General features: G+C 59.4%; 28 protein-coding genes. 14 read left to right on the forward strand and 14 right to left on the reverse strand.

The genetic code is table 11. The features are described 5' to 3' along the window. The first annotated feature begins 106 nt into the window (after positions 1–106). The 4 genes from ccoG to ccoS are packed head-to-tail and all read left to right on the forward strand — an operon-like array spanning position 107 to position 4285. Entirely contained in the window at positions 107–1522 is a 1416-nt protein-coding gene (ccoG, locus tag QZ196_RS02805; protein ID WP_296423672.1) for a cytochrome c oxidase accessory protein CcoG, read from the forward strand. Then, complete coding sequence (locus QZ196_RS02810; RefSeq protein WP_296423674.1) at positions 1519–1971, forward strand: FixH family protein; 453 nt, start codon at positions 1519–1521, stop codon at positions 1969–1971. Before ccoG ends, QZ196_RS02810 begins: the two co-directional genes overlap by 4 nt. Next, positions 1968–4115: a heavy metal translocating P-type ATPase gene (locus QZ196_RS02815; protein WP_296423676.1), complete on the forward strand. Its 2148-nt coding sequence runs from the start codon at positions 1968–1970 to the stop codon at positions 4113–4115. The genes QZ196_RS02810 and QZ196_RS02815 overlap by 4 nt, the downstream gene beginning before the upstream one ends. Next, entirely contained in the window at positions 4112–4285 is a 174-nt protein-coding gene (ccoS, locus tag QZ196_RS02820) for a cbb3-type cytochrome oxidase assembly protein CcoS (protein WP_296423678.1), read from the forward strand. Before QZ196_RS02815 ends, ccoS begins: the two co-directional genes overlap by 4 nt. Here the strand turns inward: ccoS and QZ196_RS02825 are convergent. The 5 genes from QZ196_RS02825 to hmgA are packed head-to-tail and all read right to left on the reverse strand — an operon-like array spanning position 4254 to position 9267. Continuing rightward, entirely contained in the window at positions 4254–4436 is a 183-nt protein-coding gene (locus QZ196_RS02825; RefSeq protein ID WP_296423680.1) for a DUF2783 domain-containing protein, read from the reverse strand. The two genes, ccoS and QZ196_RS02825, sit on opposite strands and share 32 nt — an antisense overlap. After that, positions 4420–6012: an FAD-dependent oxidoreductase gene (locus tag QZ196_RS02830; RefSeq protein ID WP_296423682.1), complete on the reverse strand. Its 1593-nt coding sequence runs from the start codon at positions 6010–6012 to the stop codon at positions 4420–4422. The genes QZ196_RS02825 and QZ196_RS02830 overlap by 17 nt, the downstream gene beginning before the upstream one ends. Next, the gene (locus QZ196_RS02835) at positions 6009–6959 is read right to left on the reverse strand and encodes an MBL fold metallo-hydrolase (protein WP_296423684.1); all 951 of its coding nucleotides are present in this window, start codon (positions 6957–6959) and stop codon (positions 6009–6011) included. Before QZ196_RS02835 ends, QZ196_RS02830 begins: the two co-directional genes overlap by 4 nt. After that, a complete protein-coding gene (locus QZ196_RS02840) occupies positions 6956–7915 on the reverse strand; it encodes a fumarylacetoacetate hydrolase family protein (protein ID WP_296423687.1) in 960 nt (319 codons plus the stop codon). The genes QZ196_RS02835 and QZ196_RS02840 overlap by 4 nt, the downstream gene beginning before the upstream one ends. Then, on the reverse strand, positions 7912–9267 hold the full coding sequence (hmgA, locus tag QZ196_RS02845; protein WP_296423689.1) for a homogentisate 1,2-dioxygenase: 1356 nt from the start codon (positions 9265–9267) through the stop codon (positions 7912–7914). The genes QZ196_RS02840 and hmgA overlap by 4 nt, the downstream gene beginning before the upstream one ends. A 67-nt stretch (positions 9268–9334) precedes the next feature. On the opposite strand from hmgA, the gene QZ196_RS02850 reads away from it, so the two are divergent. The 7 genes from QZ196_RS02850 (at position 9335) to QZ196_RS02875 (ending at position 14143) form a co-directional block, all read left to right on the forward strand. After that, a complete protein-coding gene (locus QZ196_RS02850) occupies positions 9335–9769 on the forward strand; it encodes a MarR family transcriptional regulator (protein WP_296423691.1) in 435 nt (144 codons plus the stop codon). 149 nt (positions 9770–9918) lie between these two features. Further along, positions 9919–10203 (forward strand): co-chaperone GroES, encoded by a 285-nt coding sequence (locus tag QZ196_RS02855; protein WP_296423692.1) that lies wholly within the window; start codon positions 9919–9921, stop codon positions 10201–10203. A gap of 73 nt (positions 10204–10276) precedes the next feature. Then, the gene (gene groL / locus QZ196_RS02860) at positions 10277–11914 is read left to right on the forward strand and encodes a chaperonin GroEL (RefSeq protein ID WP_296423694.1); all 1638 of its coding nucleotides are present in this window, start codon (positions 10277–10279) and stop codon (positions 11912–11914) included. A 117-nt stretch (positions 11915–12031) separates the two neighbouring features. Beyond that, positions 12032–12526, forward strand: coding sequence for an N-acetyltransferase (locus tag QZ196_RS02865; RefSeq protein WP_296423696.1), 495 nt, complete (start codon positions 12032–12034; stop codon positions 12524–12526). A 3-nt stretch (positions 12527–12529) separates the two neighbouring features. Beyond that, positions 12530–13141 carry a hypothetical protein gene (locus tag QZ196_RS02870; RefSeq protein WP_366510941.1) on the forward strand — a complete coding sequence of 204 codons (612 nt, stop codon included), beginning with the start codon at positions 12530–12532 and terminating at the stop codon, positions 13139–13141. Continuing rightward, positions 13129–13368, forward strand: a complete 240-nt coding sequence (locus QZ196_RS17550; RefSeq protein ID WP_366510942.1) for a DMT family transporter — start codon at positions 13129–13131, stop codon at positions 13366–13368. The genes QZ196_RS02870 and QZ196_RS17550 overlap by 13 nt, the downstream gene beginning before the upstream one ends. A gap of 52 nt (positions 13369–13420) precedes the next feature. Further along, on the forward strand, positions 13421–14143 hold the full coding sequence (locus tag QZ196_RS02875) for an alpha/beta fold hydrolase (protein WP_296423698.1): 723 nt from the start codon (positions 13421–13423) through the stop codon (positions 14141–14143). A 43-nt stretch (positions 14144–14186) separates the two neighbouring features. Here the strand turns inward: QZ196_RS02875 and QZ196_RS02880 are convergent, their stop codons facing one another. The 3 genes from QZ196_RS02880 to QZ196_RS02890 form a co-directional block, all read right to left on the reverse strand. Next, positions 14187–15257, reverse strand: a complete 1071-nt coding sequence (locus tag QZ196_RS02880) for a 5-(carboxyamino)imidazole ribonucleotide synthase (protein WP_296423700.1) — start codon at positions 15255–15257, stop codon at positions 14187–14189. Beyond that, entirely contained in the window at positions 15250–15738 is a 489-nt protein-coding gene (gene purE / locus QZ196_RS02885) for a 5-(carboxyamino)imidazole ribonucleotide mutase (RefSeq protein ID WP_296423703.1), read from the reverse strand. The genes QZ196_RS02880 and purE overlap by 8 nt, the downstream gene beginning before the upstream one ends. A gap of 64 nt (positions 15739–15802) precedes the next feature. Next, entirely contained in the window at positions 15803–16021 is a 219-nt protein-coding gene (locus QZ196_RS02890; RefSeq protein WP_296423705.1) for a DUF465 domain-containing protein, read from the reverse strand. A 167-nt stretch (positions 16022–16188) separates the two neighbouring features. Between QZ196_RS02890 and QZ196_RS02895 the strand changes: the two genes are divergently transcribed. After that, positions 16189–16602 (forward strand): Hsp20 family protein, encoded by a 414-nt coding sequence (locus tag QZ196_RS02895; protein ID WP_296423707.1) that lies wholly within the window; start codon positions 16189–16191, stop codon positions 16600–16602. Positions 16603–16605: 3 nt separating this feature from the next. Next, positions 16606–16830, forward strand: coding sequence for a DUF1150 family protein (locus QZ196_RS02900; protein ID WP_296423709.1), 225 nt, complete (start codon positions 16606–16608; stop codon positions 16828–16830). 47 nt (positions 16831–16877) lie between these two features. On the opposite strand, the gene QZ196_RS02905 is transcribed toward QZ196_RS02900, so the two are convergent. From QZ196_RS02905 to trxB, 3 genes are all read right to left on the reverse strand, one after another. After that, on the reverse strand, positions 16878–18593 hold the full coding sequence (locus QZ196_RS02905; protein WP_296423711.1) for a bifunctional sulfate adenylyltransferase/adenylylsulfate kinase: 1716 nt from the start codon (positions 18591–18593) through the stop codon (positions 16878–16880). 126 nt (positions 18594–18719) lie between these two features. After that, positions 18720–20036 carry a cytochrome P450 gene (locus tag QZ196_RS02910; protein WP_296423713.1) on the reverse strand — a complete coding sequence of 439 codons (1317 nt, stop codon included), beginning with the start codon at positions 20034–20036 and terminating at the stop codon, positions 18720–18722. 85 nt (positions 20037–20121) lie between these two features. Further along, positions 20122–21066, reverse strand: a complete 945-nt coding sequence (gene trxB, locus QZ196_RS02915; protein ID WP_296423714.1) for a thioredoxin-disulfide reductase — start codon at positions 21064–21066, stop codon at positions 20122–20124. Between the two features lie 164 nt (positions 21067–21230). Between trxB and QZ196_RS02920 the strand changes: the two genes are divergently transcribed. Further along, a complete protein-coding gene (locus QZ196_RS02920; protein ID WP_296423717.1) occupies positions 21231–21731 on the forward strand; it encodes an Lrp/AsnC family transcriptional regulator in 501 nt (166 codons plus the stop codon). Between the two features lie 309 nt (positions 21732–22040). Here QZ196_RS02920 and ccoP read toward each other — a convergent pair whose 3' ends face one another. The 3 genes from ccoP to ccoO are packed head-to-tail and all read right to left on the reverse strand — an operon-like array spanning position 22041 to position 23889. Beyond that, on the reverse strand, positions 22041–22910 hold the full coding sequence (gene ccoP, locus QZ196_RS02925) for a cytochrome-c oxidase, cbb3-type subunit III (protein ID WP_296423719.1): 870 nt from the start codon (positions 22908–22910) through the stop codon (positions 22041–22043). Continuing rightward, positions 22907–23125, reverse strand: coding sequence for a cbb3-type cytochrome c oxidase subunit 3 (locus QZ196_RS02930; protein ID WP_296423720.1), 219 nt, complete (start codon positions 23123–23125; stop codon positions 22907–22909). Before QZ196_RS02930 ends, ccoP begins: the two co-directional genes overlap by 4 nt. A gap of 11 nt (positions 23126–23136) precedes the next feature. Next, positions 23137–23889 (reverse strand): cytochrome-c oxidase, cbb3-type subunit II, encoded by a 753-nt coding sequence (gene ccoO / locus QZ196_RS02935; RefSeq protein ID WP_296423722.1) that lies wholly within the window; start codon positions 23887–23889, stop codon positions 23137–23139. Positions 23890–23895: the final 6 nt, after the last annotated feature.

Consider the following 23895-nt stretch of genomic DNA (forward strand, 5'->3'; position numbering starts at 1 on the left):
CGGCCCGCCGCGCGTTGCGCAACCGCCTCTTGATCCACATCAAAGACCCGCCGGACAGACCGCTTAGATACAATCGTGCGAACAGAACTAATCCCACGGGTCCCTTATGTCATCTTCCGACAATCAACCGCTTTACGCAGCGCGCGAACCGATTTTTCCGCGCCGTGTCAAAGGCTTCTATCGAAATCTCAAATGGTGGGTGATGGCGGTCACGCTGGGGATCTATTACCTCACGCCGTGGATTCGCTTTGACCGTGGCCCCAATCTGCCCGATCAGGCGGTCCTGATGGACATGGCCGGTCGGCGGTTTTATTTCTTCTGGATCGAGATTTGGCCCCACGAATTTTACTTTGTCGCTGGCCTGCTGATCATGGCGGGGCTTGGCCTGTTCCTCTTCACCTCTGCCCTCGGTCGCGTCTGGTGCGGCTACACCTGCCCCCAGACGGTCTGGACCGATCTCTTCATCCTTGTGGAACGCTGGATCGAAGGCGACCGCAACGCCCGCGTCCGCCTTTGGAATGCCAAGTGGAGCCCGCGTAAGTGGCGGTTAAGGCTGACAAAATGGGTCGTCTGGCTGCTGATATCCGTTGCGACGGGTGGCGCTTGGGTGTTCTACTTCGCCGACGCGCCGACGCTGGCCCGCAGCCTGATCACCCTGCAGGCACCGTCCATCGCATGGGCCACAATTGCCTTGCTGACCGCGACCACATTCATCTTCGGCGGCTTTATGCGCGAACAGGTCTGCAATTTCATGTGCCCTTGGCCACGTATTCAGGCGGCGATGATGGACCCCGAAACGCTGACCGTCGCCTACCGCGACTGGCGCGGCGAACCGCGCGGCAAAAAGCGCGACGCGGATGCGGGCGACTGCATCGACTGCATGGCCTGCGTCAACGTCTGCCCTGCGGGCATCGATATCCGCGATGGCCAACAGATGGAATGCATCACCTGTGCGCTTTGTATTGATGCCTGCGATGACGTCATGGAACGGATAGGCAAGCCACGGGGATTAATTGATTATCTGGCCCTGTCCGATCAAGAAGCCGAAGCGCAGGGGAAGCCGCCCAAACCAATCTGGCAGCACGTCCTGCGCACCCGCACAGTGCTATACACCGTCCTTTGGTCCCTGATCGGGGTCGGACTGGTCTTTGCACTTTTTGTCCGCGCGGATATCGAAATGACCGTGTCGCCAGTGCGCAATCCAACCTTTGTCACGCTCAGCGACGGCACCATCCGCAATATCTACGACATCCGCCTGCTGAATAAACATGGGGAAGACCGTGAATTCCACCTGTCGCTGGCGTCCGACGATATCCTGCGTATTGATCTCGAAGGCACCGCTGAAAACAGCGTTACAGTCCCCGCAAACACAACCCTGCAACAGCGGGTCTATGTCTCGGCCCGCCCCGGCGATCCCGCCGCAGCAAGGGACCGCACAGAACTGCGCTTTTGGGTCGAAGACCTGATTTCAGGCGAGCGTGCGCACAAGGACACAATCTTTAACGGAAGGGCGGCACAATGACCCGCGAATTCACCGGCTGGCACATGCTTGCATTGATGGTTGGCGCCTTTGGCATAATCATCGCCGTCAATCTCACGCTGGCCTATCAGGCCGTTGCGACTTTTCCGGGGTTGGAAACCCGGAACTCTTATGTGGCCAGCCAAACCTTTGATGCCGACCGTGCGGCGCAGGACGCGCTGCACTGGGATGTGACCGCCACATTGATCGACACGCGCCTGACAGTGGTGATTCGCGATGAAAACGGTGCGCCCGTCGCACCGACGATCATCGGCGCCACCTTTGGCCGCGCGACCCACACTGGCCAGGACAGCACCCCGGCCTTCATCTGGGACGGTGAAGCCCTGACCGCGCCCGTCGCTGCCAGCCAGGGCTACTGGAACCTGCGCCTGCATCTCGAGGCCGCCGACGGCACCCAATTCCGCCGCCGCATTCAGCTGCATGCAAAATGAGCAATACCGCGATCTGCCCGGCCTGCGTGGGCCTGCCCGAAGGGGCGCTGGAAGCCGCCACTGCAAAAGGCACCGCACAGATCATTCTGTCGCTGCCGGGCATTCACTGTATCGCGTGCATCAATGGGGTCGAACGTGCCCTGCGCGCCCGTGATGGCGTCGTCAGCGCCCGCGTGAACCTCAGCATGAAGCGGGTCACGGTCGGCACCAACGGCCACGTTGCACCCGAAACGCTGATCGACACGCTAGAGCTTGCCGGGTTCGAGGCGCGCGCGCTCGATACCTCACTTTTAGGTTCAACTTCAGATACTTACGGTCGCGGATTGATGACCCGGATCGCCATCGCCGGGTTTGCGACGATGAACGTGATGCTGCTGTCGGTCGCTGTGTGGTCCGGGGCCGTCGGCGCGACGCAGCACATGTTCCACATCATCAGCGCCAGCATCGCGGTCCCCGCACTGATCTATGCCGCACAACCCTTTTTTCACAACGCTTGGTCCGCCCTGTCGGTCCGCAAACTGAACATGGATGTGCCGATTTCACTGGCTATCGTGCTGGCCGCTGGCATGTCGCTATACGAAACGTTTGTCGGTGGCGCGCAGGCCTATTTTGATGCCGCGCTGTCGCTCACGTTCTTCCTGCTGATCGGGCGCTATCTTGATCATCGCAGCCGCAAGGCCGCCGCCTCTGCCGCCGCGCAGCTTGCCGCACTCGAAGTGCCCCGCGTGATGCGCCTGCGCGATAGCCTGCGCCAGATGGTCGATTTCGCGGACCTGCGGGTCGGCGACACAATTCAGGTCCTGCCCGGTGGGCGCATTCCCGTTGACGGCATCATCACCGATGGCCAAAGCCAGATCGACCGCTCGCTTCTGACTGGTGAAAGCCGCCCCCTGCACGCCACCAGCGGCACAGCTGTCAGCGCAGGCGAGGTGAACATGACCGGCCCCCTGACGATCCGCGCAATGACGGTCGGTGCCGATACGACCCTGCGCAAGATGGTCACGATGGTCGATGCCGCCGAAAGCGTGCGCAACCGCTATACCGCCATCGCGGATCGTGCGGCGGCGATCTATGCCCCCGCCGTGCATCTGTTGGCGCTGTCGGCCTTTGTCGTCTGGCTGATCATTTCCGGCGATCTGCGCCTGTCGCTGAACATCGCCGTGGCCGTGCTGATCATCACCTGCCCCTGCGCGCTTGGGCTGGCCGTGCCCGCCGTGTCGACCACCGCTGCCGGGCGGTTGTTCCGCGCCGGACTTCTGGTCAAGGACGGCACCGCGCTGGAACGACTGGCCGAAGTCAACACCGTCGTTTTCGACAAGACCGGCACACTGACCATGCCCGCCGCCGGTCACACAGCGCTGGACCCCGCGACCCGATCCATCGCGCTGGCCCTGACCCAAAACGCGACCCATCCCGTATCACAAGCCATTGCCGCCGCACTGATCGGCACGGCACCGGCCACCATCACCGACCAGCGCGAACACCCGGGCCACGGGCTCAGCGCGCGGTATGACGGTCGGCAGGTCCGCCTTGGGTCGGGCGCGTGGCTGGGTACGCAACAGGGCACCTACATCCAGATTGGCGACCAGATGCCGCAAAAAATCGCCCTGCGATCCGACCTGCGCGACGGTGCGGCCGATCTGGTCGCAGCATGGCAAGCCGCAGGTCTGACCGTGCATCTGCTATCGGGCGATGACACTGCCGAAACCGCGCGTGTTGCTGGCCTGCTTGGGATCGAACACTGGCAAGCAGAAACAAAGCCCGACGCAAAAGTGCAATATATCAAAACATTAGCCGCGACTGGCGCTAAGGTTCTGATGGTCGGCGATGGGCTGAATGACACCGCCGCGCTGGCTGCGGCGCATGCATCCGTGTCGCCGGCGACCGCCGCAGATGCATCGCGTGCCGCGTCAGACATCGTGCTGCTGAACGACAGCCTCAGACCGATGATTGACCTGCCGCTTGTTGCACGCTCAGCCCGCCAACGGGTTCTCGAAAACTTTGCCATCGCGGCAGGCTACAATGCCATCGCGATCCCCATCGCGCTGCTGGGCTTTGCCACCCCACTGCTGGCCGCAATTGCCATGTCAGCGTCATCAATCACCGTCCTGCTGAATGCGCTGCGACTGCGAGGGCGGGTATGAATATCCTCATCATCCTGATTCCCGCATCGCTGATCCTTGGCGGCCTCGGCCTCGCTGCGTTTTTATGGAGCCTGCGCGCCAACCAATACGAAGACCTTGAAGGCGACGCATGGCGTATCTTGTCCGATGACGATGCCCCTAGCGCGCGGCCCGCAAAGCCGCCCGAATAACATCCCGGTCACCGATCTGATTGCACAAGATCAGGATCAGTCGGGCGTTCAACGCATCGCTTTCCGCGTGACTTAGCCCCATATGCGCCGCAAGCAGATCATCATAAAAACCGTCCGGGTCCACGATATTTGGATCAAGGTTCAATGGCATCTTCGTTCTTCCCAATGGCGGCCCGCATGGCCGCGCGCAGTGCATCTTCGTCGTAGGCGGGCCAGCGTCCGACGATATGCTGGTCCGGGCGGAGCAGGTAGATTGCAGCGGACGCATCGCCCAAATACCGGGCCCTGACCGCATCGGTCATCGGCAGGTCAACGCGCCGTGCAACCACCCCCGCTTCGCGCAGCGCCTCGGGCGCGTCACAGTTGATCGCGAGCATGCAAAAGCCGTGCAATTGCTCCACCAGAAACCCCTGATCCACCGCAACATCCACACAGGCTGCCCCCGGTCGCGTCAGCCCCGGCCCGGCCAAGCCGTCCGCAAGGCCCGGATATATGCAGGGCACGGATAACCGGCCAGAGTTCACCAACGGACGGGCAAATGCATGCGACGCCGCAAGATCCAGTACCGCGTCGCGAAAAATTTGGCTCATGGACGTCTTCGGCGTCAGGAAATCCGTGGCACGGGTGGAATGCAGGATATTTTCATCTGCGGCAAATTCCCGCTCGGCCGCATAAGTATCAAGCAGGTCATCGCGCCCGCCATCCAGAACAAGCACCAGTTTCCACGCCAGATTATCCGCGTCCTGAATACCTGAATTCGCGCCCCGCGCACCAAACGGCGACACCTGATGCGCAGCATCCCCGGCAAACAAGACACGCCCATGGCGAAACTTTTCCATCCGGCGGCACTGAAAGGTATAAATCGACGTCCATTCAAGGTCATACGCCGGCACAGCACCGGTCTGCGATGACAGCATCGCATCGACGCGGGTCCGAATACGCACGGGGTCCAGCTCCGCGGTGCGGTCAATGTCCCACCCAAGCTGGAAATCAATCCGCCACACATCATCGGGCTGTTTATGCAGCAACGCTGATCGGCCCGCCCCCTCGAACGGTGGCGCAAACCAAAACCATCGTTCAGTCGGGAAATCCGCAGCCATTTTCACGTCAGCAATCAAGAAGTTATCTTCAAATACGCGGCCTTCAAACGCCAGACCCAACATATCACGTAGCGGCGACCGCGCGCCGTCACACGCGACCAGCCAATCAGCCTCTAGCGGATATGGGCCGTCGGGTGTGTCCACAGTCAGCGCGACATGATCATCATGCGACACAACCCCAATAACCCGGTTTCCACCCCGGATTTGCACGCCAACAGCGTGGGCGCGCGCCACCAAAGCCGCTTCGAGATAATATTGCTGAAGATTGATGAACGCGGGCTGTTTGTGCCCATCTTCAGCCAGCAAGGTGAAATCATAGACCTCACGCTCACCAAAAAACACGCGGCCCTTGTTCCACTGCACGCCCTTGGCGGTCAGTGGCGCGGCCACCCCCAACCTGTCCAGAATTTCCAGCGTCCGCTTGGCAAAGCAAATCGCGCGCGACCCCGTCGAAACCCGGTCGTTGTCATCCAACACGACCACCGCGACCCCCTGAAGCGCCAGATCAATCGCCAGCGTCAGACCAACCGGCCCGGCGCCCACGATCACAACCCGATGACGGGCCAGCGTATCCTGATCAGCATGCCAAGCATATGGATACAAAGGCGTGTCAAAAACCGCGTTCACCCCTGCAACGCCTCCCACATCTCCAGATCACGTTGCGCAGTCCAGATGCGCGGGGTGTCGATACCGCGCGCCTCATCATAGGCGCGGGCGACATTAAAGGGCAGGCAGTGTTCGTAAATTGCATAGTCCGCAAACTTGGGGTCACAGGCCGCGCGGACCGCATCCCATGCCTCTTTGAGTGATCCACCGCGCGCAGCGACACGGGCCGCAGCACGGTAGGTGCTGTCGACGAAATCGCGGCTGCTTTCAATCGCGCGCGTGACCGCTGCCGTCCCCATCAGCGCATTCCCACGTCCCGGCGCAATGGCATCCACCTCGAAACTGGCAATATTATCAAGCGCATGCCCCCAGTCACCGAAATGTCCGTCACCGCAGTAACAGGCCGAGTGGTCTTCGACGATGTCGCCGGTAAACATGACATTTGCGTCGGGCACATGGATCACGATATCACCTGCCGTATGGGCACGGCCAAGGTGCATCAAATCGACCCGGCGGTGGCCCAGATAGACGGTCATCGCGTCGCTGAATGTGGTCGTGGGGTAGGTCAGACCGGGGATGCTTTCGTGGCCTTCGAACAGACGCGGAAAGCGTTGGAATTCGCTGTCCCAATCTTCCTGCCCGCGCTCAACCACCATGGACCGCGCAACATCGCCCATAATGATCTGATCGGCACCGTACGCCGACGCCCCCAGCACGCGCACCGCATGATAATGGGTCAGCGCCAGATGCGTAATCGGCTTGTCCGTCACGCTACGCACCTTTTCGATCACCTTATGCGCCAGACGCGGGGTCGCCTGTGCCTCGATGATCATGACGCTGTCGTCACCGATGATCACGCCCGAATTGGGGTCACCCTCGGCGGTAAAGGCCCATATATCGCGGCCGACCTCCTCGAACGTGATTTTCTTTTCGGCCATATCCCCTTGGGATGCGAATGCTTTTGTCATGAAATTGCCTTTACGGTTTGATCGAGAGTACCAAAGATGTTTTGTCCGTCCGCGTCATCCATCCAGATTTGAACGCGGTCGCCGGGTTTCAGAAACGGCGTTTTGGGCGCGCCGGTCAGGATGGTTTCAATCATTCGCTGTTCGGCAATGCACGCATACCCGGCCCCGCCGTCAGCGACCGGCTTGCCGGGACCGCCACCCAGTTTATTGGACACAGTGCCCGACCCGATGATCGTGCCCACCGCCAAGCGCCGCGTCGTGGCGGCATGGGCGATCAACTGCCCAAAATCAAAGGTCATATCGACGCCCGCATCAACCCGGCCAAAGGCGGCCCCGTTCAGGTCAATCTTCAAAATTCCGTGCAGCTTGCCATCGCGCCAGCCGGGTAAATCGTCTGGGCTGACCGCCACGGGCGAAAAGGCGCAGGCAGGCTTGGATTGCACAAAGCCGAACCCCTTGGCCAATTCACCCGGGATCAGATTGCGCAGGGATATATCGTTGCAAAGCATCACGAAACGGATGGCCTCCAGCGCGTCCTCGCGCGTGGCACCCATCGGGACGTCGCCTGTGATGACGGCAATTTCACCTTCAAAATCAATGCCCCAGGCGGGGTCGCCGATGATCGGGTCCGTCGGGCCGAGAAAGCTGTCAGAGCCGCCCTGATACATCAGCGGATCGGTCCAGAAGCTGGCAGGCATATCAACGCCCCGCGCGCGGCGCACCAGTTCGACGTGGTTGACATAGGCCGACCCGTCAAGGAACTGATAGGCGCGCGGCACCGGCGAAACGCAGCCCGCAGCGGTGAATGGCGCGGCCATGTTTTGCACCTCGAATCCGACCTGATCCAATGCGGCCTGCAGGCTTTGCGCCTTGCAAAACCACTGCTGCGACAAATCACCCGCGACCACGACCAGCCGGCCATCTGGGCTACCGTCGTTTAAGGTTGCTACCTTCATTTCACCCCCGGCGTGCCGTCAAATTTCTTGTCCAGATCGGCCCAGCAATCAATGTAGTCATCCTGCAAAGGTGCCTCTTTCGCGGCAAATGCCGTCAGATGCTGGGGGAACCGTGTCTCAAACATGAACGACATCGTATCGCGCAGTTTTTCGGCCTTCAAATCCGCTTGCGATGCCCCCTCAAAGGCAGTCCGGTCCGGCCCATGCGGCAGCATCATGTTGTGCAGCGACATGCCGCCGGGGACGAACCCCTTGGGCTTGGCGTCATAAACACCGTAGATATTGCCCATCAGTTCGGACATGACATTCTTGTGATACCACGGCGGGCGAAACGTGTTTTCGGCGACCATCCAGCGGTCGCGAAACAGCACAAAGTCAATATTTGCGGTACCCTCCACGCCCGAAGGCGCGGTCAGCACGGTAAAGATCGACGGGTCAGGATGGTCAAACAACACCGCCCCCACCGGGCAATAGGTGCGCAGATCGTATTTCACCGGGGCATAATTGCCGTGCCACGCGACCACATCCAGCGGGCTGTGGCCAATGTGAGTTTCGTGGAACTGGCCAGCCCATTTGATGGTGACGGTCGATGGCACCTCGCGGTCTTCGAAGGCCGCGACGGGCGTTTTGAAATCGCGCCGGTTGGCCATGCAATTCGCGCCAATCGGCCCGCGTCCGGGCAATACGAATTTCTGGCCGTAGTTTTCACAGACAAACCCACGCGCAGGGCCATCCAGCACCTCGACCCGGTAAACAAGACCCCGCGGCAGGATCGCGATTTCCTGCGGTTCCAGATCAATCACCCCCAATTCGGTGCAAAACCGCAACTGACCTTCCTGCGGGACGACCAGCAGTTCGGAATCAGCGGAATAGAAATAGCTGTCCACCATGGATTGCGTCACCAGATATATATGGGCCGCCATCCCAACCTGCGTATTCACATCCCCCGCAGTCGTCATCGTGCGCATACCCGTCAGCCACGTCAGCGGCTGGTCGACATGGGGGACCGGGTCCCAGCGATACTGGCCCAAACTAACCACGTCAGGATCAATATATGGGGCGGATTTCCAATAGGGCAGGTCGATTTTTGCAAACCGGTGCGTATGCTTCACGGACGGCCGAATGCGATAGCACCACGTCCGTTCATTTTGATGCGCCGGTGCTGTGAATGCCGTCCCGCTAAGCTGTTCGCCGTATAGGCCATAGTTGCATTTCTGCGGACTGTTCATGCCCTGCGGCAAGGCACCCGGCAGGGCCTCTGTCTCAAAATCATTGCCAAATCCGGGCATGTAGCCAGCGGTTGTCCCCACAGGCGTCGGTGCTGCTCGCAATGTGCTGGTCTGCTTGTTCATGGCGGTCTCCTCTGTCATCAATGGGATATTAGTTGATTTTGTAACTAACAAGGTAAAGTTCGACGCAATGACCGATGATCGCAGCTTTGATTTGCAGGGATTTCTGCCCTATTTGTTGGCACAGGCAGCCGAAGCGTCGAGCCTGAAATTCCAGCGTCATTACAAGGATCGCTATGGCATGCTGCGCACTGAATGGCGGGTGCTGTTTCATCTTGGGCGCTATGGGCCAATGACGGCCAAGCAGCTGGGTGACCGGGCGGGCGTGCATAAAACCAAGATCAGCCGTGCGGTTACGGCGCTGGGCGACAAGCGGTTTCTGACGCGGCACGTTGTGGCCGATGACCGCCGCCAAGCGGCCCTGCACCTGACAAAGGCCGGAACCGCCGCCTTTGAAGAGTTGTATGGGGCTGCCCGCGCATTTGATCAGCAGCTCATGGCGCTATTTTCCGGCACGGAAGGTGATGCGTTGAAACGCTGCCTGACCCAATTGGCAAAGATCTGACCGCCTGTTTCGACTTTTCCACAATTATTTCTGATGACCTCGGCGCCGTGTGGTTGACACGCTGGGGGACGGTGCCTAACTACGCATCGTTATCACTCGACGTGATTGAGTGATAACACAAGGGAAACACGAACTGGAGAAGTTCTGAAATGGCATTTACACCACTTCACGACCGCGTATTGGTCCGTCGCATCGAAGGCGACGAGACAACAAAGGGCGGCTTGATCATTCCTGATAGCGCCAAGGAAAAGCCTGCTGAAGGCGAAGTCGTCAGCGTTGGCGAAGGCGCGCGCAAGGACAGCGGTGAGCTGATTGCGATGGCCGTTAAGGCAGGCGACAAAGTGCTGTTTGGCAAATGGTCCGGCACCGAGGTCAAGATCGACGGCGAAGAACTTTTGATCATGAAAGAAAGCGACATTCTGGGGATTCTCTAATCCCGCGTGGTTGGTGCGCATGAACGCGCACCCTACGGTCGTAACGCAATAGAATTTCAAGGAGCACATGCAAATGGCTGCTAAAGACGTCAAATTCGGTACCGATGCACGTAACCGCATACTCAGGGGTGTCAACATCCTTGCAGACGCAGTAAAAGTGACGCTTGGTCCAAAAGGCCGGAACGTTGTTCTGGACAAATCTTTCGGCGCACCGCGCATCACCAAAGACGGTGTATCGGTTGCCAAAGAAATCGAACTGGAAGACAAGTTCGAAAACATGGGCGCGCAGATGGTCAAGGAAGTTGCTTCCCGGACCAATGACGAGGCCGGTGATGGTACAACAACAGCAACAGTTCTGGCTCAGGCGATCGTTCGCGAAGGCATGAAATCGGTTGCTGCTGGTATGAACCCAATGGACCTGAAGCGCGGCATCGACATGGCCACGCTCAAAGTTGTTGAAGCGATCAAAGCGGCTGCGCGTCCTGTGACTGACAGCGACGAAGTTGCGCAGGTCGGCACGATCTCTGCCAACGGCGAAGCTGAAATCGGTCGTCAGATCGCTGATGCGATGCAGAAAGTCGGCAACGAAGGCGTGATCACTGTCGAAGAGAACAAAGGTCTTGAGACTGAGACTGACGTTGTCGAAGGCATGCAGTTCGACCGCGGCTACCTGTCGCCTTACTTTGTGACCAACACAGAGAAAATGACAGCAGAGCTGGAAGACGCCATCATCCTGCTGCACGAAAAGAAACTTTCGTCGCTGCAGCCAATGGTTCCACTGTTGGAGTCGGTCATTCAGTCCGGCAAGCCACTTTTGATCATTTCCGAAGATGTCGAAGGCGAAGCACTCGCAACGCTGGTTGTGAACAAGCTGCGCGGCGGCCTGAAAATTGCGGCTGTCAAGGCTCCTGGCTTTGGCGATCGTCGTAAATCCATGCTGCAGGACATCGCCATTCTGACCGGTGGTCAGGTGATTTCCGACGATTTGGGCATGAAGCTTGAGAATGTCACAATCGACATGCTGGGTTCCGCCAAACGCGTCACCATCACCAAAGATGAGACAACGATCATCGACGGCGCTGGCGAAAAGGCCGAGATCGAAGCACGGGTCACACAGATCCGCGGCCAGATCGAAGAGACAACATCCGACTATGACCGTGAAAAACTGCAAGAGCGCGTGGCCAAACTGGCCGGTGGTGTTGCTGTGATCCGGGTTGGCGGCATGTCCGAAATCGAAGTGAAAGAGCGTAAAGACCGCGTTGACGATGCACTGAACGCGACTCGTGCCGCTGTTCAAGAAGGTATCGTTGTCGGTGGTGGTGTTGCACTGGTTCAGGCTGGCAAAGCACTTGACGGTCTGAAGGGTGCAAACTCTGATCAGGACGTTGGCATTGAAATCGTACGCAAGGCGCTTGAAGCACCGCTGCGTCAGATTGCTGAAAACTCCGGCGTTGACGGTTCTGTTGTTGCGGGCAAGGTTCGCGAAAGCAACGACAAGACGTTCGGCTTTAACGCACAGACCGAAGAATATGGCGACATGTTCAAGTTCGGCGTCATTGACCCGGCCAAAGTTGTGCGTACTGCCCTGCAGGACGCGGCATCCGTTGCGGGTCTGCTGATCACGACAGAAGCCATGGTTGCCGACAAGCCTTCCAAAGAAGGCCAAGGCGGCGGCATGCCCGACATGGGCGGCATGGGCGGCATGATGTAAGATGCGGCTTGGGCTTCGGCCCACCATCTGAGATAAATGAGGGGCGTCCCAACCGGGGCGCCCCTTTTTTGCGTTTAATGGCTTTCGTCACTGCGGCCCAACCGATACCGTTGTCGCATGAACCTGACCCAAGCCCCCCAATTCTCACGCGACATGAAGCCCGGCGAAGAAGATGCGGTCGAAGCCTTGCTGCGGGCCGCATTTGCGGGTCAGGACGAGGCCACCTTGGTCCGCAAGCTGCGGAAATCAGGGGTTATCGCAGGTGAAACCGTCATGCCAATGGGTGACCGGATCGTGGCCTACTATGCGCTATCTTATATGATCAGGCCAACGGGGTGGCTGGTGCTGGCGCCCGTGGCCGTTCACCCGGATGTGCAGCGGCATGGCTATGGCAAGCGCATGATCGGAATGCTGACCGAATGGGCGCGCCTGACGCAGACGCCGGTTGTGGTGGTGGGCGAACCGGGATTCTATGAAAAAGCGGGGTTTTCCCGCGAATGTGCTGCGAACCTCGTGTCGCCATATCCCATTGCACAGACGCTGCTGGCAGGCGTCGGCACCCAAGCCCCGGCCAAAGACCTGATATACCCCCAACCCTTTGCCGATCGTTAGCGTATGAAACTGTTCGTGCTTGTGGCGATCACGATGGCGGCGTTTGCGACCAATTCGGTGCTAAACCGGATCGGGGTGGCGCATTATGGCATGGATTCAATGGCTTTCGCGGCGATCCGCGTGATTGCAGGTGCGGCCACACTTTGGGCGCTGGTTCTTGCGCGACAGGGTGCCCGCCCTGTGATCTGGAACCGCCAACGATTGGCGGGCGCGACCGCGTTGGCGGTCTATATGATTGGGTTCTCCTGGGCTTATATCAGCCTTGGGGCGGGTCTTGGGGCGCTGATCCTGTTTGGCGTGCTTCAGGTGGCCATCTTTGGCTGGGCTGTGTGGGAGCAGCAAAAAGTACCCGTTTTGCGCTGGCTGGGTGCGGTCATCGCGCTGATCGGGCTTTGCGTTCTGCTCTGGCCGACAGGTGCTGCGGCGGTGCCGCTTGGCGGTACAATCGCGATGATTGCCGCCGCCGTTGGCTGGGCTGTGTATACGCTGCTGGGCAGGGCCGAAACAGATGCATTGGGCGCAACGGCGGTTAATTTCCTGCTCTGTGTGCCATTTTGGTGGGCGGCGCGGTCGCGCTGGCGGGTGGTGGGGGCATCACGACAATGGGCACGCTGACGGCAATCGTTGCGGGTGCGGTTACATCAGGGCTGGGCTATGCGCTTTGGTATCGGGTGCTGCCCGGGCTTGCGTCCACCACCGCAGGTATTGCCCAGCTCAGCGTGCCGGTTATCGCCGTCGCCGCCGGGGTGCTGGCACTGGGCGAGCCGCTGAGCCTGCGGATGCTGACAGCCGGGGGGCTGGTTCTTGGGGGGATCGCCGTATCGCTTTTGGCCCGCCGCTGATTTTCTGCACGTCGGGGCTTTTGTTGCTGCCCGGCGGTGCTATATATGATCAATGAAAATTATTTATGCGACACTTTTTGCACTTTGGGGGACAGCTGGCATTGCACAGGACTGTATCGTGATGCTGCATGGCCTTGCGCGGACAGAAATATCGTTCACACCGATGCAACTGGTACTGGAAAACGCGGGCTATAAGGTCATTAATCGCGGGTATCCATCTACCGAGGCGACGATCCAGACGCTGGTTGATGACTATCTGGCCGAAGATGTTGCGGCCTGTGGCGATGCGCGCGTACATTTCGTCACCCATTCGATGGGCGGCATCCTTGCCCGCGCATGGCTGACCAATCACCGCCCCAAGGTCATGGGACGCGTCGTGATGTTGGGCCCACCCAACGGCGGGTCCGAATTGGTCGATATTTTCGGTGATTTTGAGCCGTTTCAATGGGTCAACGGCCCTGCCGGCCTGCAACTTGGCACCGGCGATGACAGCCTGCCCAACACACTTGGCCTGCCCGCCTATGAGGTTGGGATCATTGCCGGGACGCGGTCCCTGAACCCCGTCTATTCGGCCCTGATCGAGGGACCGGATGATGGCAAAGTGTCGGTAGAATCAACCCGGCTGGAGGGGATGCGCGACCACATCATGCTGCCTGTCACCCATACATTCATGGCGAACAATCCGCTGGTGATGGCAGAGGTCCAGGCATTTTTGCGAGACGGCCATTTCGATCCAAGCCTGAGCCTGACCGATGTGATATTCGGGACAGAGTAAAAATATTCTGGCCTCCGGCGGGGATATTTCCACTCGGAAGACGCTAGGGCGTTTTGATGATCCGGTTGATGTGACCCATTTTGCGACCCTGTTTCACCTCGGCCTTGCCGTAGAGGTGAATGGCTGCATTGGTCCTGGCAAGCTGTGGCAGCCGGTTCATGTCATCGCCGATCAGGTTTTCCATCACAACATCCGCATGGCGTGATCCGTCGCCCAAGGGCCAGCCGGCAATGGCACGGATATGCTGTTCGAACTGGCAGATCGTGCAGCCGTTTTGGGTCCAGTGGCCAGAATTATGCACACGCGGTGCGAATTCATTGACGATCAGCCCGCCGGCGGTCACGAACAGTTCGACCCCCATCACACCGACATAGTCCAGTGCATTCAGTATCCGCGCGGCGATGAGCACGGCGTCGGTCCGTTGTCCGGGCGTCAATTTCGCGGGAACAGTGGTGGTGCGCAATATTCCGTCATCGTGTACGTTTTCACCCGGGTCATAGCAGGCCACCGACCCATCAAGGCCACGCGCGCCGATCACCGACACCTCGTGACTGAAGTCGATAAAGCCTTCGATGATCGCAGGCGCCCCGGCCATGTCGGCAAATGCAGCGTGCGCATCATCTGGCGCCATGATCCGCGCCTGCCCCTTGCCGTCATAGCCCATACGGCGGGTTTTCATGATGGCCGGTGTGCCGATGGTCGCAATCGCCGCAGTCAGATCAGCCATGCTGCCGACGTCCGCAAAAGGCGCGGTTTGCAGGCCGAGGCCGCGCAGGAATGTCTTTTCGGCAAGTCGGTCCTGACTGGTTGCCAGAGCTTGTCTGCCGGGGTGGATCGGCGCAAGGGATTCCAACAAATCAAGGGCGCTGGTGGGGACGTTCTCAAATTCATAGGTGATCACATCAACCGACCGCCCAAAGGCGGCAAGGGCGGCGGCGTCATCATAGCGCGCCGTGGTCACGGCATGGGCGACATCGCCGGCGGGCGGGTGGGCACCCGGTTCAAAAATATGGGTTTTCAGACCCAGACGCGCCGCTGCGACAGACAGCATCCTGCCCAGTTGACCGCCACCAAGAATGCCGATTGTCGCACCTATGGGTAAGGGATTATTCATCGCTGGGTTCATCCGGAATTGAGGCCGACAGGGCAGCACGCCATTGATCCAGACGTTCGGCAAGACCCACGTCTTGCAGCGCCAGAATGCCCGCCGCCATCAGCCCTGCATTGGCCGCACCGGCAGCCCCGATGGCCATGGTCGCCACAGGAAATCCGCGCGGCATCTGCAAGATGGAATAGAGACTGTCAACGCCCGACAGCGCCTTGGTCTGGACCGGCACGCCGATCACCGGCACCCGGGTTTTCGACGCCATCATGCCCGGCAAATGCGCCGCCCCGCCAGCGCCTGCGATAATCACCTGCAAGCCGCGATCGACGGCCGTCTTGCCATAGGCCCACAACCGATCCGGCGTGCGGTGGGCCGAGACGATTTTCGTCTCATAGGTCACGCCAAGCTGATCAAGCATATCAGCTGCTTCACGCATGGTGGGCCAGTCCGACTGACTGCCCATAATAATGCCGACCAAAGGTTGGGTCATGTTAACGCCCTATATCAAAAGGAAGCGGCACTATAGCCAAGGGCACAGCACCTGCAACGCCCTATCAGGCGATAATATCGGGCAAAATCCGATCTTCGAGTGTGACGATCTGGTCTTTCAGTGCCAGCTTTTGCTTTTTCAGACGCTTGATCGTCAGCATATCCGCAGACCCGCGCGTCTGAAGGGCGTCAATCGCCTCGTCCAGATCACGGTGTTCGCGCTTGAGAACGGCAAGCTTGACACGCAGGACATCGACCTGTTCCATTTTTGCGGATGAATTCATCGGCAGCGACCCAATTTGTAGCACATTTCAGGGGTGTAGTTATCCGTTTATCACGAAACATCCTAATACTTCCTCTTGATCAATGACATATACAGCCCCATATTTTTTCCAAGGGTCGCCGCAATCGGGGCCACAACTGACAGTCGCTTATACGAAGGGCATGTCTTATGACGAAATTGGCGTTGGGAACGCATCCGTTCCTTTTGGGCTTTGAACAGCTGGAACGGCTGGTCGAACGTACCGCAAAAAGCGGGAATGACGGCTACCCGCCGTACAATATCGAACAGACATCGGAAAATACCTATCGCATCACGCTGGCCGTTGCCGGTTTTGCGCAAGGCGATCTGGCGATCACCGTCGAAGATAGCTCTTTGATCATTCGTGGCCGTCAAGGTGACGACAGCGACGGGCGTATCTATCTGCATCGGGGTATCGCGGCCCGACAGTTCCAGCGATCTTTTGTACTGGCAGACGGTGTCGATGTCGGCGAGGCGGTGATGGAAAACGGTTTGCTGCATGTGGATCTGACCCGTGCGGTCCCTGATCGCGTAGTGCAAACCATCAACATTCGGAAAGGGTAAGCCATGAATACGAAATTTGATCTCAAGGATCTCGACCGGGATATCGTCTATGTTAAACCAGTGCAGGTCGCTGATCTACCTGACGACATGAAGGAACAAGTGGGCGATCTTGTCACGTTGTTCGCCGTTCATAACGTGGATGGTGAACAGTTGGCGCTGGTCGCCAATCGCAAGCTGGCATTTCACCTTGCCCGTGAAAACGACATGCAGCCGTTCGCCGTTCACTGACCGACAAGGCAACGTAAGGTGGGTCTTGACCCACCCTACTGGTCACGTCAGCCTTTGATCAGGCCCAAGCTTTCGAGCTTCAAAATCACTTGATGGGCGCAGTTATCGACAGGGACACTTTCGGTTTCCAGCGACAGCTCGGGGTGCGTTGGCACATCATACGGGTCTGAAATTCCTGTGAATTCCTTGATTTTGCCTTCGCGGGCCAGCTTATACAGCCCCTTGCGGTCTCGCCGTTCACATTCTTCGATGGTCGTGGCCACATGCACCTCGAGGAAAGCGCCGAACTGTTCGACCTCTTCGCGCACGGCCCGCCGGGTTGACGCATAGGGCGCAATCGGCGCGCAAATCGCGATGCCACCGTTTTTCGTGATCTCGGACGCGACATAGCCGATCCGCCGAATATTCAGGTCACGGTGCTCTTTGCTGAAACCCAGCTCGGATGACAGGTTCTTGCGCACGATATCACCATCCAGCAGGGTCACCGGGCGGCCCCCCATTTCCATCAGCTTGACCATCAGCGCATTGGCGATTGTGGATTTCCCAGAACCGGAAAACCCCGTGAAGAACACTGTAAAACCTTGTTCGGCCCGTGGTGGGCGGGTCTTGCGCAGCTCATTGACGACTGCGGGGAAACTGAACCATTCGGGTATCTCAAGCCCCTCAGACAAGCGCCGCCGCAGTTCCGTCCCCGAAATATTCAGAATCGTCACATTTTCCTTGTCGTGGATTTCGTCGGCGGGTTCGTATTGGGCGCGGTCCTGCACATAGACCATGTGCTTGAAGTCAATCATTTCAATGCCCATCTCTTCCTGATGTTCGCGGAACAGATCCTGCGCATCATAGGGGCCGTAAAAATCCTCGCCTTTGGAATTATTGCCCGGGCCAGCATGGTCGCGGCCCACGATAAAGTGGGTGCAGCCGTGGTTTTTGCGGATCAGCCCATGCCATACCGCCTCGCGTGGGCCAGCCATGCGCATGGCAAGGTTCAGCAGGCTCATCGTGGTCGTAGCGGATGGGTATTGGTCCAGAACGGCTTCGTAGCAGCGTACGCGGGTGAAATGGTCGATGTCGCCGGGTTTGGTCATGCCGACGACCGGATGGATCAGCAGGTTGGCCTGGGCTTCGCGCGCGGCGCGGAACGTCAGCTCCTGATGCGCGCGGTGCAGCGGATTGCGGGTCTGGAAGGCGACAACCTTGCGCCAGCCCAATTTACGGAAATACGCGCGCAGTTCGTTGGGCGTGTCACGGCGACCACGGAAATCATAGTGCACGGGCTGCTGAATCCCGATAACGGGGCCGCCCAAATACACCTTGCCCGCCGTATTGTGCAGATAGTTCACGGCGGGATGCGCGCTGTCGTCGGCGCCAAAGACCATTTGCGCCTCGTGCGCCTTGTCGGGCACCCATTTGTCGGTGACGGTCATGGTGGCAAGGATCACGCCTTCCTGATCACGCAGCGCAATGTCCTGCCCGATGGTCACCGTTTCCGCGAATTTTTCAGAGACATCCAAGTTGATCGGCATCGGCCAAAGGGCGCCATCGGCCAGCCGCATATGATCGACAACGCTGTTATAGTCGGCCTCGGACAGGAACCCTTTGAGGGGGTTGAACCCGCCGTTCATCATCAGTTCCAGATCGCATATCTGACGTGGCGTCAGATCGTGACTGTTCAGGTCACCCGCCTCCAGTTTCATTTTCTGCGCGCTCTCGTGAGAGACGTAAAGTTCGGGGATCGGGGCCAAATCTTGGGGCATGTGCATTCTCTGACAATTATGGGGCGACGTTGCAGCGGGGCATAGACCCGCGCCACGGGCGATGTCTAGCGAGCGGCGACAAAAAAGACCGATATTCGCGGCCGCACCGGGCCAATGGAACCGGTCACCGCATTATCGCGGGATCAGGCGAACAGGCAGCCCGCCTTTTGGGGATGGGATGGGCATGCGTTTCCACACAACTGGGGTTCCTTGTGCCAGCTCCACGCGAAAACGGCGCAAAAGCAGCGCCATGAACACTTTGACCTGCATCGTGGCAAAGTGCAGGCCGATGCACTTGTGCGCGCCACCACCGAACGGCGCCCAGGCATAGCGGTGGCTTTGGTCCTCGGCGCGGTTGGGCGAAAAGCGGTCGGGGTCAAAGCTGTCGGGGTCGGTCCAGTGTACTGACGACATCATCACCATCCCTGCCATGGCGGTGACCCATGTGCCGCCCGGCACATCAACGCCGTTAAAAGTGAAATCGCGCGTGGCGCGGCGCGGGATGAACGGCACCGGGGGCAATAGCCGCAACGCCTCGCGCAAGACCCTGTCGGTGACGTCCATCGCAGCAAGAGCGGCGTCATCCAGTGGGGCATCGCCCAGCGCGTCTACCTCGGCGATCATGCGATCCTGCCATTCGGGAAAGGTGGCCATCGCCCAGATCATCTTGGTCAGGGTGGCCGCTGTGGTGTCATGCGCTGCCATCAGCAAAAAGTTGAAGTGGTCGATGATTTCGTCATCGCTCCAGCAGTTGCCATCATCATCGCGGGCCAGACACATTTGGCTGAAAAAATCGTCACCACCGGCCGCGCGGCGTTCTGGGATCAATGCGCGGAACGTGTCGCGCAGATACGCGCGCGCCTTGACCCCACGACGGATTTTCGTAAACGGCAACGCCGCCCGAACCACCCCCATCGACGCCGCGACCTCATCAATAAACGCTTGGTTCAACTTGGGCACCCGTGGATCATCGACGGGCAGACCCATGAACACAGCGGCCCCCATTTGCAGGGTCATCGTCTTGATTTCAGGGAAAAAAGCAAAGGGTTCATGCGCGGGCCACCGGGCAATCAACGGGTCCAGCGCTGCGGCCATTCGCGTGCGGTACAGGTCCAGCACCGGTTTGCGAAACGCTGCCTGCATGATGCGGCGATGCGCGCGGTGATCACCAAAGTCGCGCAACATCAGGCCGCCACCGAACAGCACATCCAGCATTTCCCAGCCACCCGCGCTGGAAAACAGATTGTCGGTATCGCCAAGGATGAATTCGAGCGCATCGGCGCCGCCAAGGGACACGCGCCACTTGCCCAACAGCTTGATCTTGTAGACCGGACCAAAGGCCGCCGCTGATCGCCGGTGCAGGCCGTAGCTGTCGTTGAGCACATCCAGCGTGTGCCCGACGATTGGTTTTGCAGGCAGGGCGGGGATATGCGCGAGCGGTGATGGCATGGTTGCCTCCTTGGCGGGTTTGGGGGGCGCTGCCACAGGTTGAGCAGGCCAGAGGACGCCGCCGCCCCCAAGGCATTTCCCGCGTTTAATCTTCCTGACCGGCCAGAAACTTTTCCGCGTCCAGTGCTGCCATGCAGCCCATTCCGGCGCTGGTCACGGCCTGCCGATAGACGTGATCGGTCAAATCGCCCGCCGCAAAAACGCCGGGAATGGCGGTGTGGGTCGTGCCGGGGGCAACTTTGACATAGCCGCCGTTGTGGGTTTCGAGCTGATCCTTAACCAGTTCAGACGCTGGCGCGTGGCCGATGGCAATGAACACGCCTTTGGCCGGAATGTCGGTGATTTCGCCGGTCTTGACGTGCTTCACCTTGATGCCTTCGACGCCCAGCGGGCTGTCGGTGCCATAGATTTCCTCAAGCTGGTGAAACCAGAGCGTTTCGATCTTGGGGTTCTTAAGCAACCGATCTTGCAGGATTTTTTCCGCCCGAAGTTCATCACGGCGATGGATCAGCGTGACCTTGGAGGCGAAGTTTGTCAAAAACAGCGCCTCTTCTACGGCCGTATTGCCGCCGCCCACGACGACGATTTCCTGACCACGGTAAAAGAACCCGTCGCAGGTTGCACAGGCGGATACGCCGAAGCCTTTGAACTTTTCCTCGGTGGGCAGGCCAAGCCATTTGGCGCGCGCGCCGGTACACAAGATCACGGCGTCTGCGGTATAGACCGTGCCGCTGTCCGATTGGGCCGTGAACGGGCGCTGGGACAGATCAAGGGATGTGATGATGTCGCCGACGATATCGCAGCCCATGGCGCGGGCGTGGGCCTCCATCCGGATCATCAGGTCGGGACCTTGCACTTCCGTGTCGCCGGGCCAGTTTTCGACCTCGGTTGTGGTGGTCAGCTGGCCGCCGGGTTCGATGCCTTGCACAAGCACGGGCTCCAGCATAGCACGCGCCGCATAAACACCGGCTGTGTAGCCAGCGGGGCCGGAGCCGATGATCAGAACTTTGGTATGGCGGGTCGCGGACATGTCAGGCCTCATTCACTGGTGTCCTGCTGATATAGCGGTGGTGGCGCTGGGTTGAAAGGCCGGGAAACGCTGTTTAACTTTGTACTTTTGTTGCCGAGACGTGAAATATTATTGCGCACGACACCGCAGTCACGTACTATTTGAAAAACTTATTGGAGTTGGGAATGGCCGGACCGAAACTTGATGACATCGACCGTATGATTCTTGCGGAATTGCAGGCCGATGGGCGGATGACCAATGTGGAACTGGCCAAGCGCGTCGGCATTTCCGCGCCCCCCTGTCTGCGCCGCGTGCGCACCTTGGAAGAGCAGGGATTTATTGAAGGATATCATGCAGTTGTCAACGCCCGTTCGCTAGGGTTCGAGGTGCAGGTGTTTGCCATGGTCGGCCTTGTCAGCCAAGCCGAAGCCGACCTGACGGCGTTTGAGAAGAAGTGCCTGGGCTGGCCGCTGGTCCGCGAGTGTCACATGTTGAATGGCGAGGTGGATTTCATCCTGAAATGCGTGGCGCCTGATTTGCGCACATTTCAGCGGTTCTTGACCGAGGAACTGACGAGTGCGCCGAATGTCGCCAGCGTGAAGACATCGCTGGTTATTCGCGGTGCCAAGGATGATCCCGGCGTGCCGTTTGACGTGCTTGAGGCGCGGCTGGCGCTGGAGGCGTAGGCAACGCGCGGTGAGGTCTGGCCACAGATTTCGGACCGGCCCCCCGCGAATTGCCATTAACGGTGGGTTTTGCTGCGAAATTCACGGGACAGATGGCGTGCAGACCCCGTACAGACGGCGTATGTACACGGTGGGCCGATCCGGCCCGCTAACGCGGCGTGCGGTGGATATCTTAACACGGTGTTCAGGATTTGGGCAGGCGGGGCAAAGCGCGCCATAAGACGGAAAAAGGCGCCCGACGATGCGGGCGCCCTTCCCTTCACTTTGGTCGGACCCATGCGCGAACAGGTCGGTCCGACCGCGTGATCCCTATTCGCCGCCACCAAGCTGGTGAACGTAGGCGGCCACCGCCTGCACCTCGGCGTCGGTCAGCCGTTCGCCCCATGGCGGCATCACACCAAACCGGGCGTAGCGCACAGTCTGTTCCAGCGTCGCGGCGTCCCCGCCGTAAAGCCAGATCGCGTCGGTCAGATCGGGCGCACCAAGATCGCGGTTGCCCATCGCGTCGTCACCGTGGCAGGCGGCGCAATTATCCATGAAAACGCTGGCCCCTTCGGCGGCAAGGGCCGCGTCGTGGTCCTGGTTCGAGAGGGCGCGCACATGTTGGACGACCGCGTCTATTTCTGCGTTGCTGAGAATCTCATCAAAGGCCGTCATCTGGGAATAACGGGCGTCGAAATCCTCTTCGTTGCGGATGCCGTGGCGGATCGTGTAGCTGATGTTTTCGAAATCACCGCCCCACAGCCAGTCGTCATCCAACAGGTTGGGATAGCCTTTGGCCCCCGCCGCCCCCGACCCGTGGCATTGCGAGCAGTTGTTGCGGAAAACGGCCCCGCCGGCAGAGGTGGCAAAGCGCATCAGCTCTTCGTTCTGGGACAGTGTGGTCAGATCAGCCGCCGCCAGTTGCGCCGAGATTTCGGCGTTCGCGGCTTCGAACTTGGCGATGTCAGCTGCGACTTCGCCACGGGTGGAATAGCCCAGAACGCCCGCGGACGCCTTGGAGATCATCGGCCATGCAGGATACATGATCGAATAGCCAACAGCCCAGATGATGCACAGATACAATGTGTACAACCACCAACGCGGCAGCGGGTTGTTCAGTTCCTTGATGCCGTCCCAGCTGTGACCGGTCGTGTCGGTGCCGGTGACTTCATCAATGTCTTTTTTACCGCCGCTCATAATTGCTGCTCCTTGAGTTTGGCGCAGGCGCAGTCGGGACAGTTTTTGGTGCAGGCCGGCTTGTCTTCGTTGCGAAAGGGGATGTTGGCGGTATCGGCGTGGGTTTTCCGGCTACCGGGGCGGAAGGCCCACCCGATGACGCCAAGAAAGAACAGCGCCATGGCCAACAGCACCCAGCTGTCGGCAATTTCGCGCATGAGGGAATAGGTGTCCATCTGGTGTCTCCTTAGCGGCTGGCGTCTGGGGTGAAGGTCGAGAAGTCGACCATCGTGCCCAGCACTTGCAAATAGGCGATGAGCGCGTCCATTTCCGACACCCCCGGCGCCCCGTCGAAATTGCGGATCTGCGCGCCGGGGTAACGTGCGAGCAGCGCATCGTAGTCATCGCTGTCGGGGTCAACCTGCGTGCGCACGTCCGCCGCCGCGACGGCGATCATTTCGTCGGTATAGGGCACCCCGACAAAGCGGTGGGTTGCGACCAGATCGGCGACATATTCGGCGTTCACGAAGCTTTCTGTCAGGTAGGCATAGCCCGGCATGATCGATTCCGGCACCACCGAGCGCGGCGCGCTGAGGTGATCAAGGTGCCATGCATCCGAGTATTTGCCCCCGACCCGCGCCACGTCAGGCCCGGTCCGTTTGGAGCCCCACTGGAACGGGTGGTCATACATCGATTCCGCCGCCAGCGAATAATGCCCGTAGCGTTCGACTTCGTCACGCATGGGGCGGATCATCTGGCTGTGGCAGACATAGCAACCTTCGCGGATGTAAATGTCGCGCCCCGCCAGTTCGAGTGGGCTGTAGGGGCGCACGCCTTCGACCTTTTCGATCGTGTTTTCAAGGTAGAAAAGCGGTGCGATTTCCACAATCCCGCCAATCGTCACCACCCCGAAAGAGCAAAGAAACAGCAAGGTCGGGCTGCGTTCCAGGATCGCATGGCGGGCCAGGAAACCTTTGGGTTTTTGTGTTGTGTCGGTCATTTTTCC

The organism is Yoonia sp. (assembly GCF_017854565.1).
In the GTDB taxonomy this organism is placed as follows: domain Bacteria; phylum Pseudomonadota; class Alphaproteobacteria; order Rhodobacterales; family Rhodobacteraceae; genus Yoonia.

Excerpts from the sequence above, each read along its gene's own strand:
- QZ196_RS02825 (WP_296423680.1), bottom strand. The coding sequence starts at position 4,436 with ATGCCATTGAACCTTGATCCAAATATCGTGGACCCGGACGGTTTTTAT.
- groL (WP_296423694.1), top strand. The coding sequence starts at position 10,277 with ATGGCTGCTAAAGACGTCAAATTCGGTACCGATGCACGTAACCGCATA.
- purE (WP_296423703.1), bottom strand. The coding sequence starts at position 15,738 with ATGACCCAACCTTTGGTCGGCATTATTATGGGCAGTCAGTCGGACTGG.
- QZ196_RS02810 (WP_296423674.1), top strand. The coding sequence starts at position 1,519 with ATGACCCGCGAATTCACCGGCTGGCACATGCTTGCATTGATGGTTGGC.
- QZ196_RS02835 (WP_296423684.1), bottom strand. The coding sequence starts at position 6,959 with ATGACAAAAGCATTCGCATCCCAAGGGGATATGGCCGAAAAGAAAATC.
- ccoS (WP_296423678.1), top strand. The coding sequence starts at position 4,112 with ATGAATATCCTCATCATCCTGATTCCCGCATCGCTGATCCTTGGCGGC.
- ccoP (WP_296423719.1), bottom strand. The coding sequence starts at position 22,910 with ATGAGCGGCGGTAAAAAAGACATTGATGAAGTCACCGGCACCGACACG.
- QZ196_RS02855 (WP_296423692.1), top strand. The coding sequence starts at position 9,919 with ATGGCATTTACACCACTTCACGACCGCGTATTGGTCCGTCGCATCGAA.
- QZ196_RS02910 (WP_296423713.1), bottom strand. The coding sequence starts at position 20,036 with ATGCCATCACCGCTCGCGCATATCCCCGCCCTGCCTGCAAAACCAATC.
- QZ196_RS02870 (WP_366510941.1), top strand. The coding sequence starts at position 12,530 with ATGAAACTGTTCGTGCTTGTGGCGATCACGATGGCGGCGTTTGCGACC.
- QZ196_RS02880 (WP_296423700.1), bottom strand. The coding sequence starts at position 15,257 with ATGAATAATCCCTTACCCATAGGTGCGACAATCGGCATTCTTGGTGGC.
- QZ196_RS02815 (WP_296423676.1), top strand. The coding sequence starts at position 1,968 with ATGAGCAATACCGCGATCTGCCCGGCCTGCGTGGGCCTGCCCGAAGGG.
- QZ196_RS17550 (WP_366510942.1), top strand. The coding sequence starts at position 13,129 with ATGGGCACGCTGACGGCAATCGTTGCGGGTGCGGTTACATCAGGGCTG.
- QZ196_RS02890 (WP_296423705.1), bottom strand. The coding sequence starts at position 16,021 with ATGAATTCATCCGCAAAAATGGAACAGGTCGATGTCCTGCGTGTCAAG.
- QZ196_RS02840 (WP_296423687.1), bottom strand. The coding sequence starts at position 7,915 with ATGAAGGTAGCAACCTTAAACGACGGTAGCCCAGATGGCCGGCTGGTC.
- trxB (WP_296423714.1), bottom strand. The coding sequence starts at position 21,066 with ATGTCCGCGACCCGCCATACCAAAGTTCTGATCATCGGCTCCGGCCCC.
- ccoO (WP_296423722.1), bottom strand. The coding sequence starts at position 23,889 with ATGACCGACACAACACAAAAACCCAAAGGTTTCCTGGCCCGCCATGCG.
- QZ196_RS02865 (WP_296423696.1), top strand. The coding sequence starts at position 12,032 with ATGAACCTGACCCAAGCCCCCCAATTCTCACGCGACATGAAGCCCGGC.
- QZ196_RS02920 (WP_296423717.1), top strand. The coding sequence starts at position 21,231 with ATGGCCGGACCGAAACTTGATGACATCGACCGTATGATTCTTGCGGAA.
- ccoG (WP_296423672.1), top strand. The coding sequence starts at position 107 with ATGTCATCTTCCGACAATCAACCGCTTTACGCAGCGCGCGAACCGATT.
- QZ196_RS02895 (WP_296423707.1), top strand. The coding sequence starts at position 16,189 with ATGACGAAATTGGCGTTGGGAACGCATCCGTTCCTTTTGGGCTTTGAA.
- QZ196_RS02905 (WP_296423711.1), bottom strand. The coding sequence starts at position 18,593 with ATGCACATGCCCCAAGATTTGGCCCCGATCCCCGAACTTTACGTCTCT.
- QZ196_RS02900 (WP_296423709.1), top strand. The coding sequence starts at position 16,606 with ATGAATACGAAATTTGATCTCAAGGATCTCGACCGGGATATCGTCTAT.
- QZ196_RS02875 (WP_296423698.1), top strand. The coding sequence starts at position 13,421 with ATGAAAATTATTTATGCGACACTTTTTGCACTTTGGGGGACAGCTGGC.
- QZ196_RS02930 (WP_296423720.1), bottom strand. The coding sequence starts at position 23,125 with ATGGACACCTATTCCCTCATGCGCGAAATTGCCGACAGCTGGGTGCTG.
- hmgA (WP_296423689.1), bottom strand. The coding sequence starts at position 9,267 with ATGAACAAGCAGACCAGCACATTGCGAGCAGCACCGACGCCTGTGGGG.
- QZ196_RS02850 (WP_296423691.1), top strand. The coding sequence starts at position 9,335 with ATGACCGATGATCGCAGCTTTGATTTGCAGGGATTTCTGCCCTATTTG.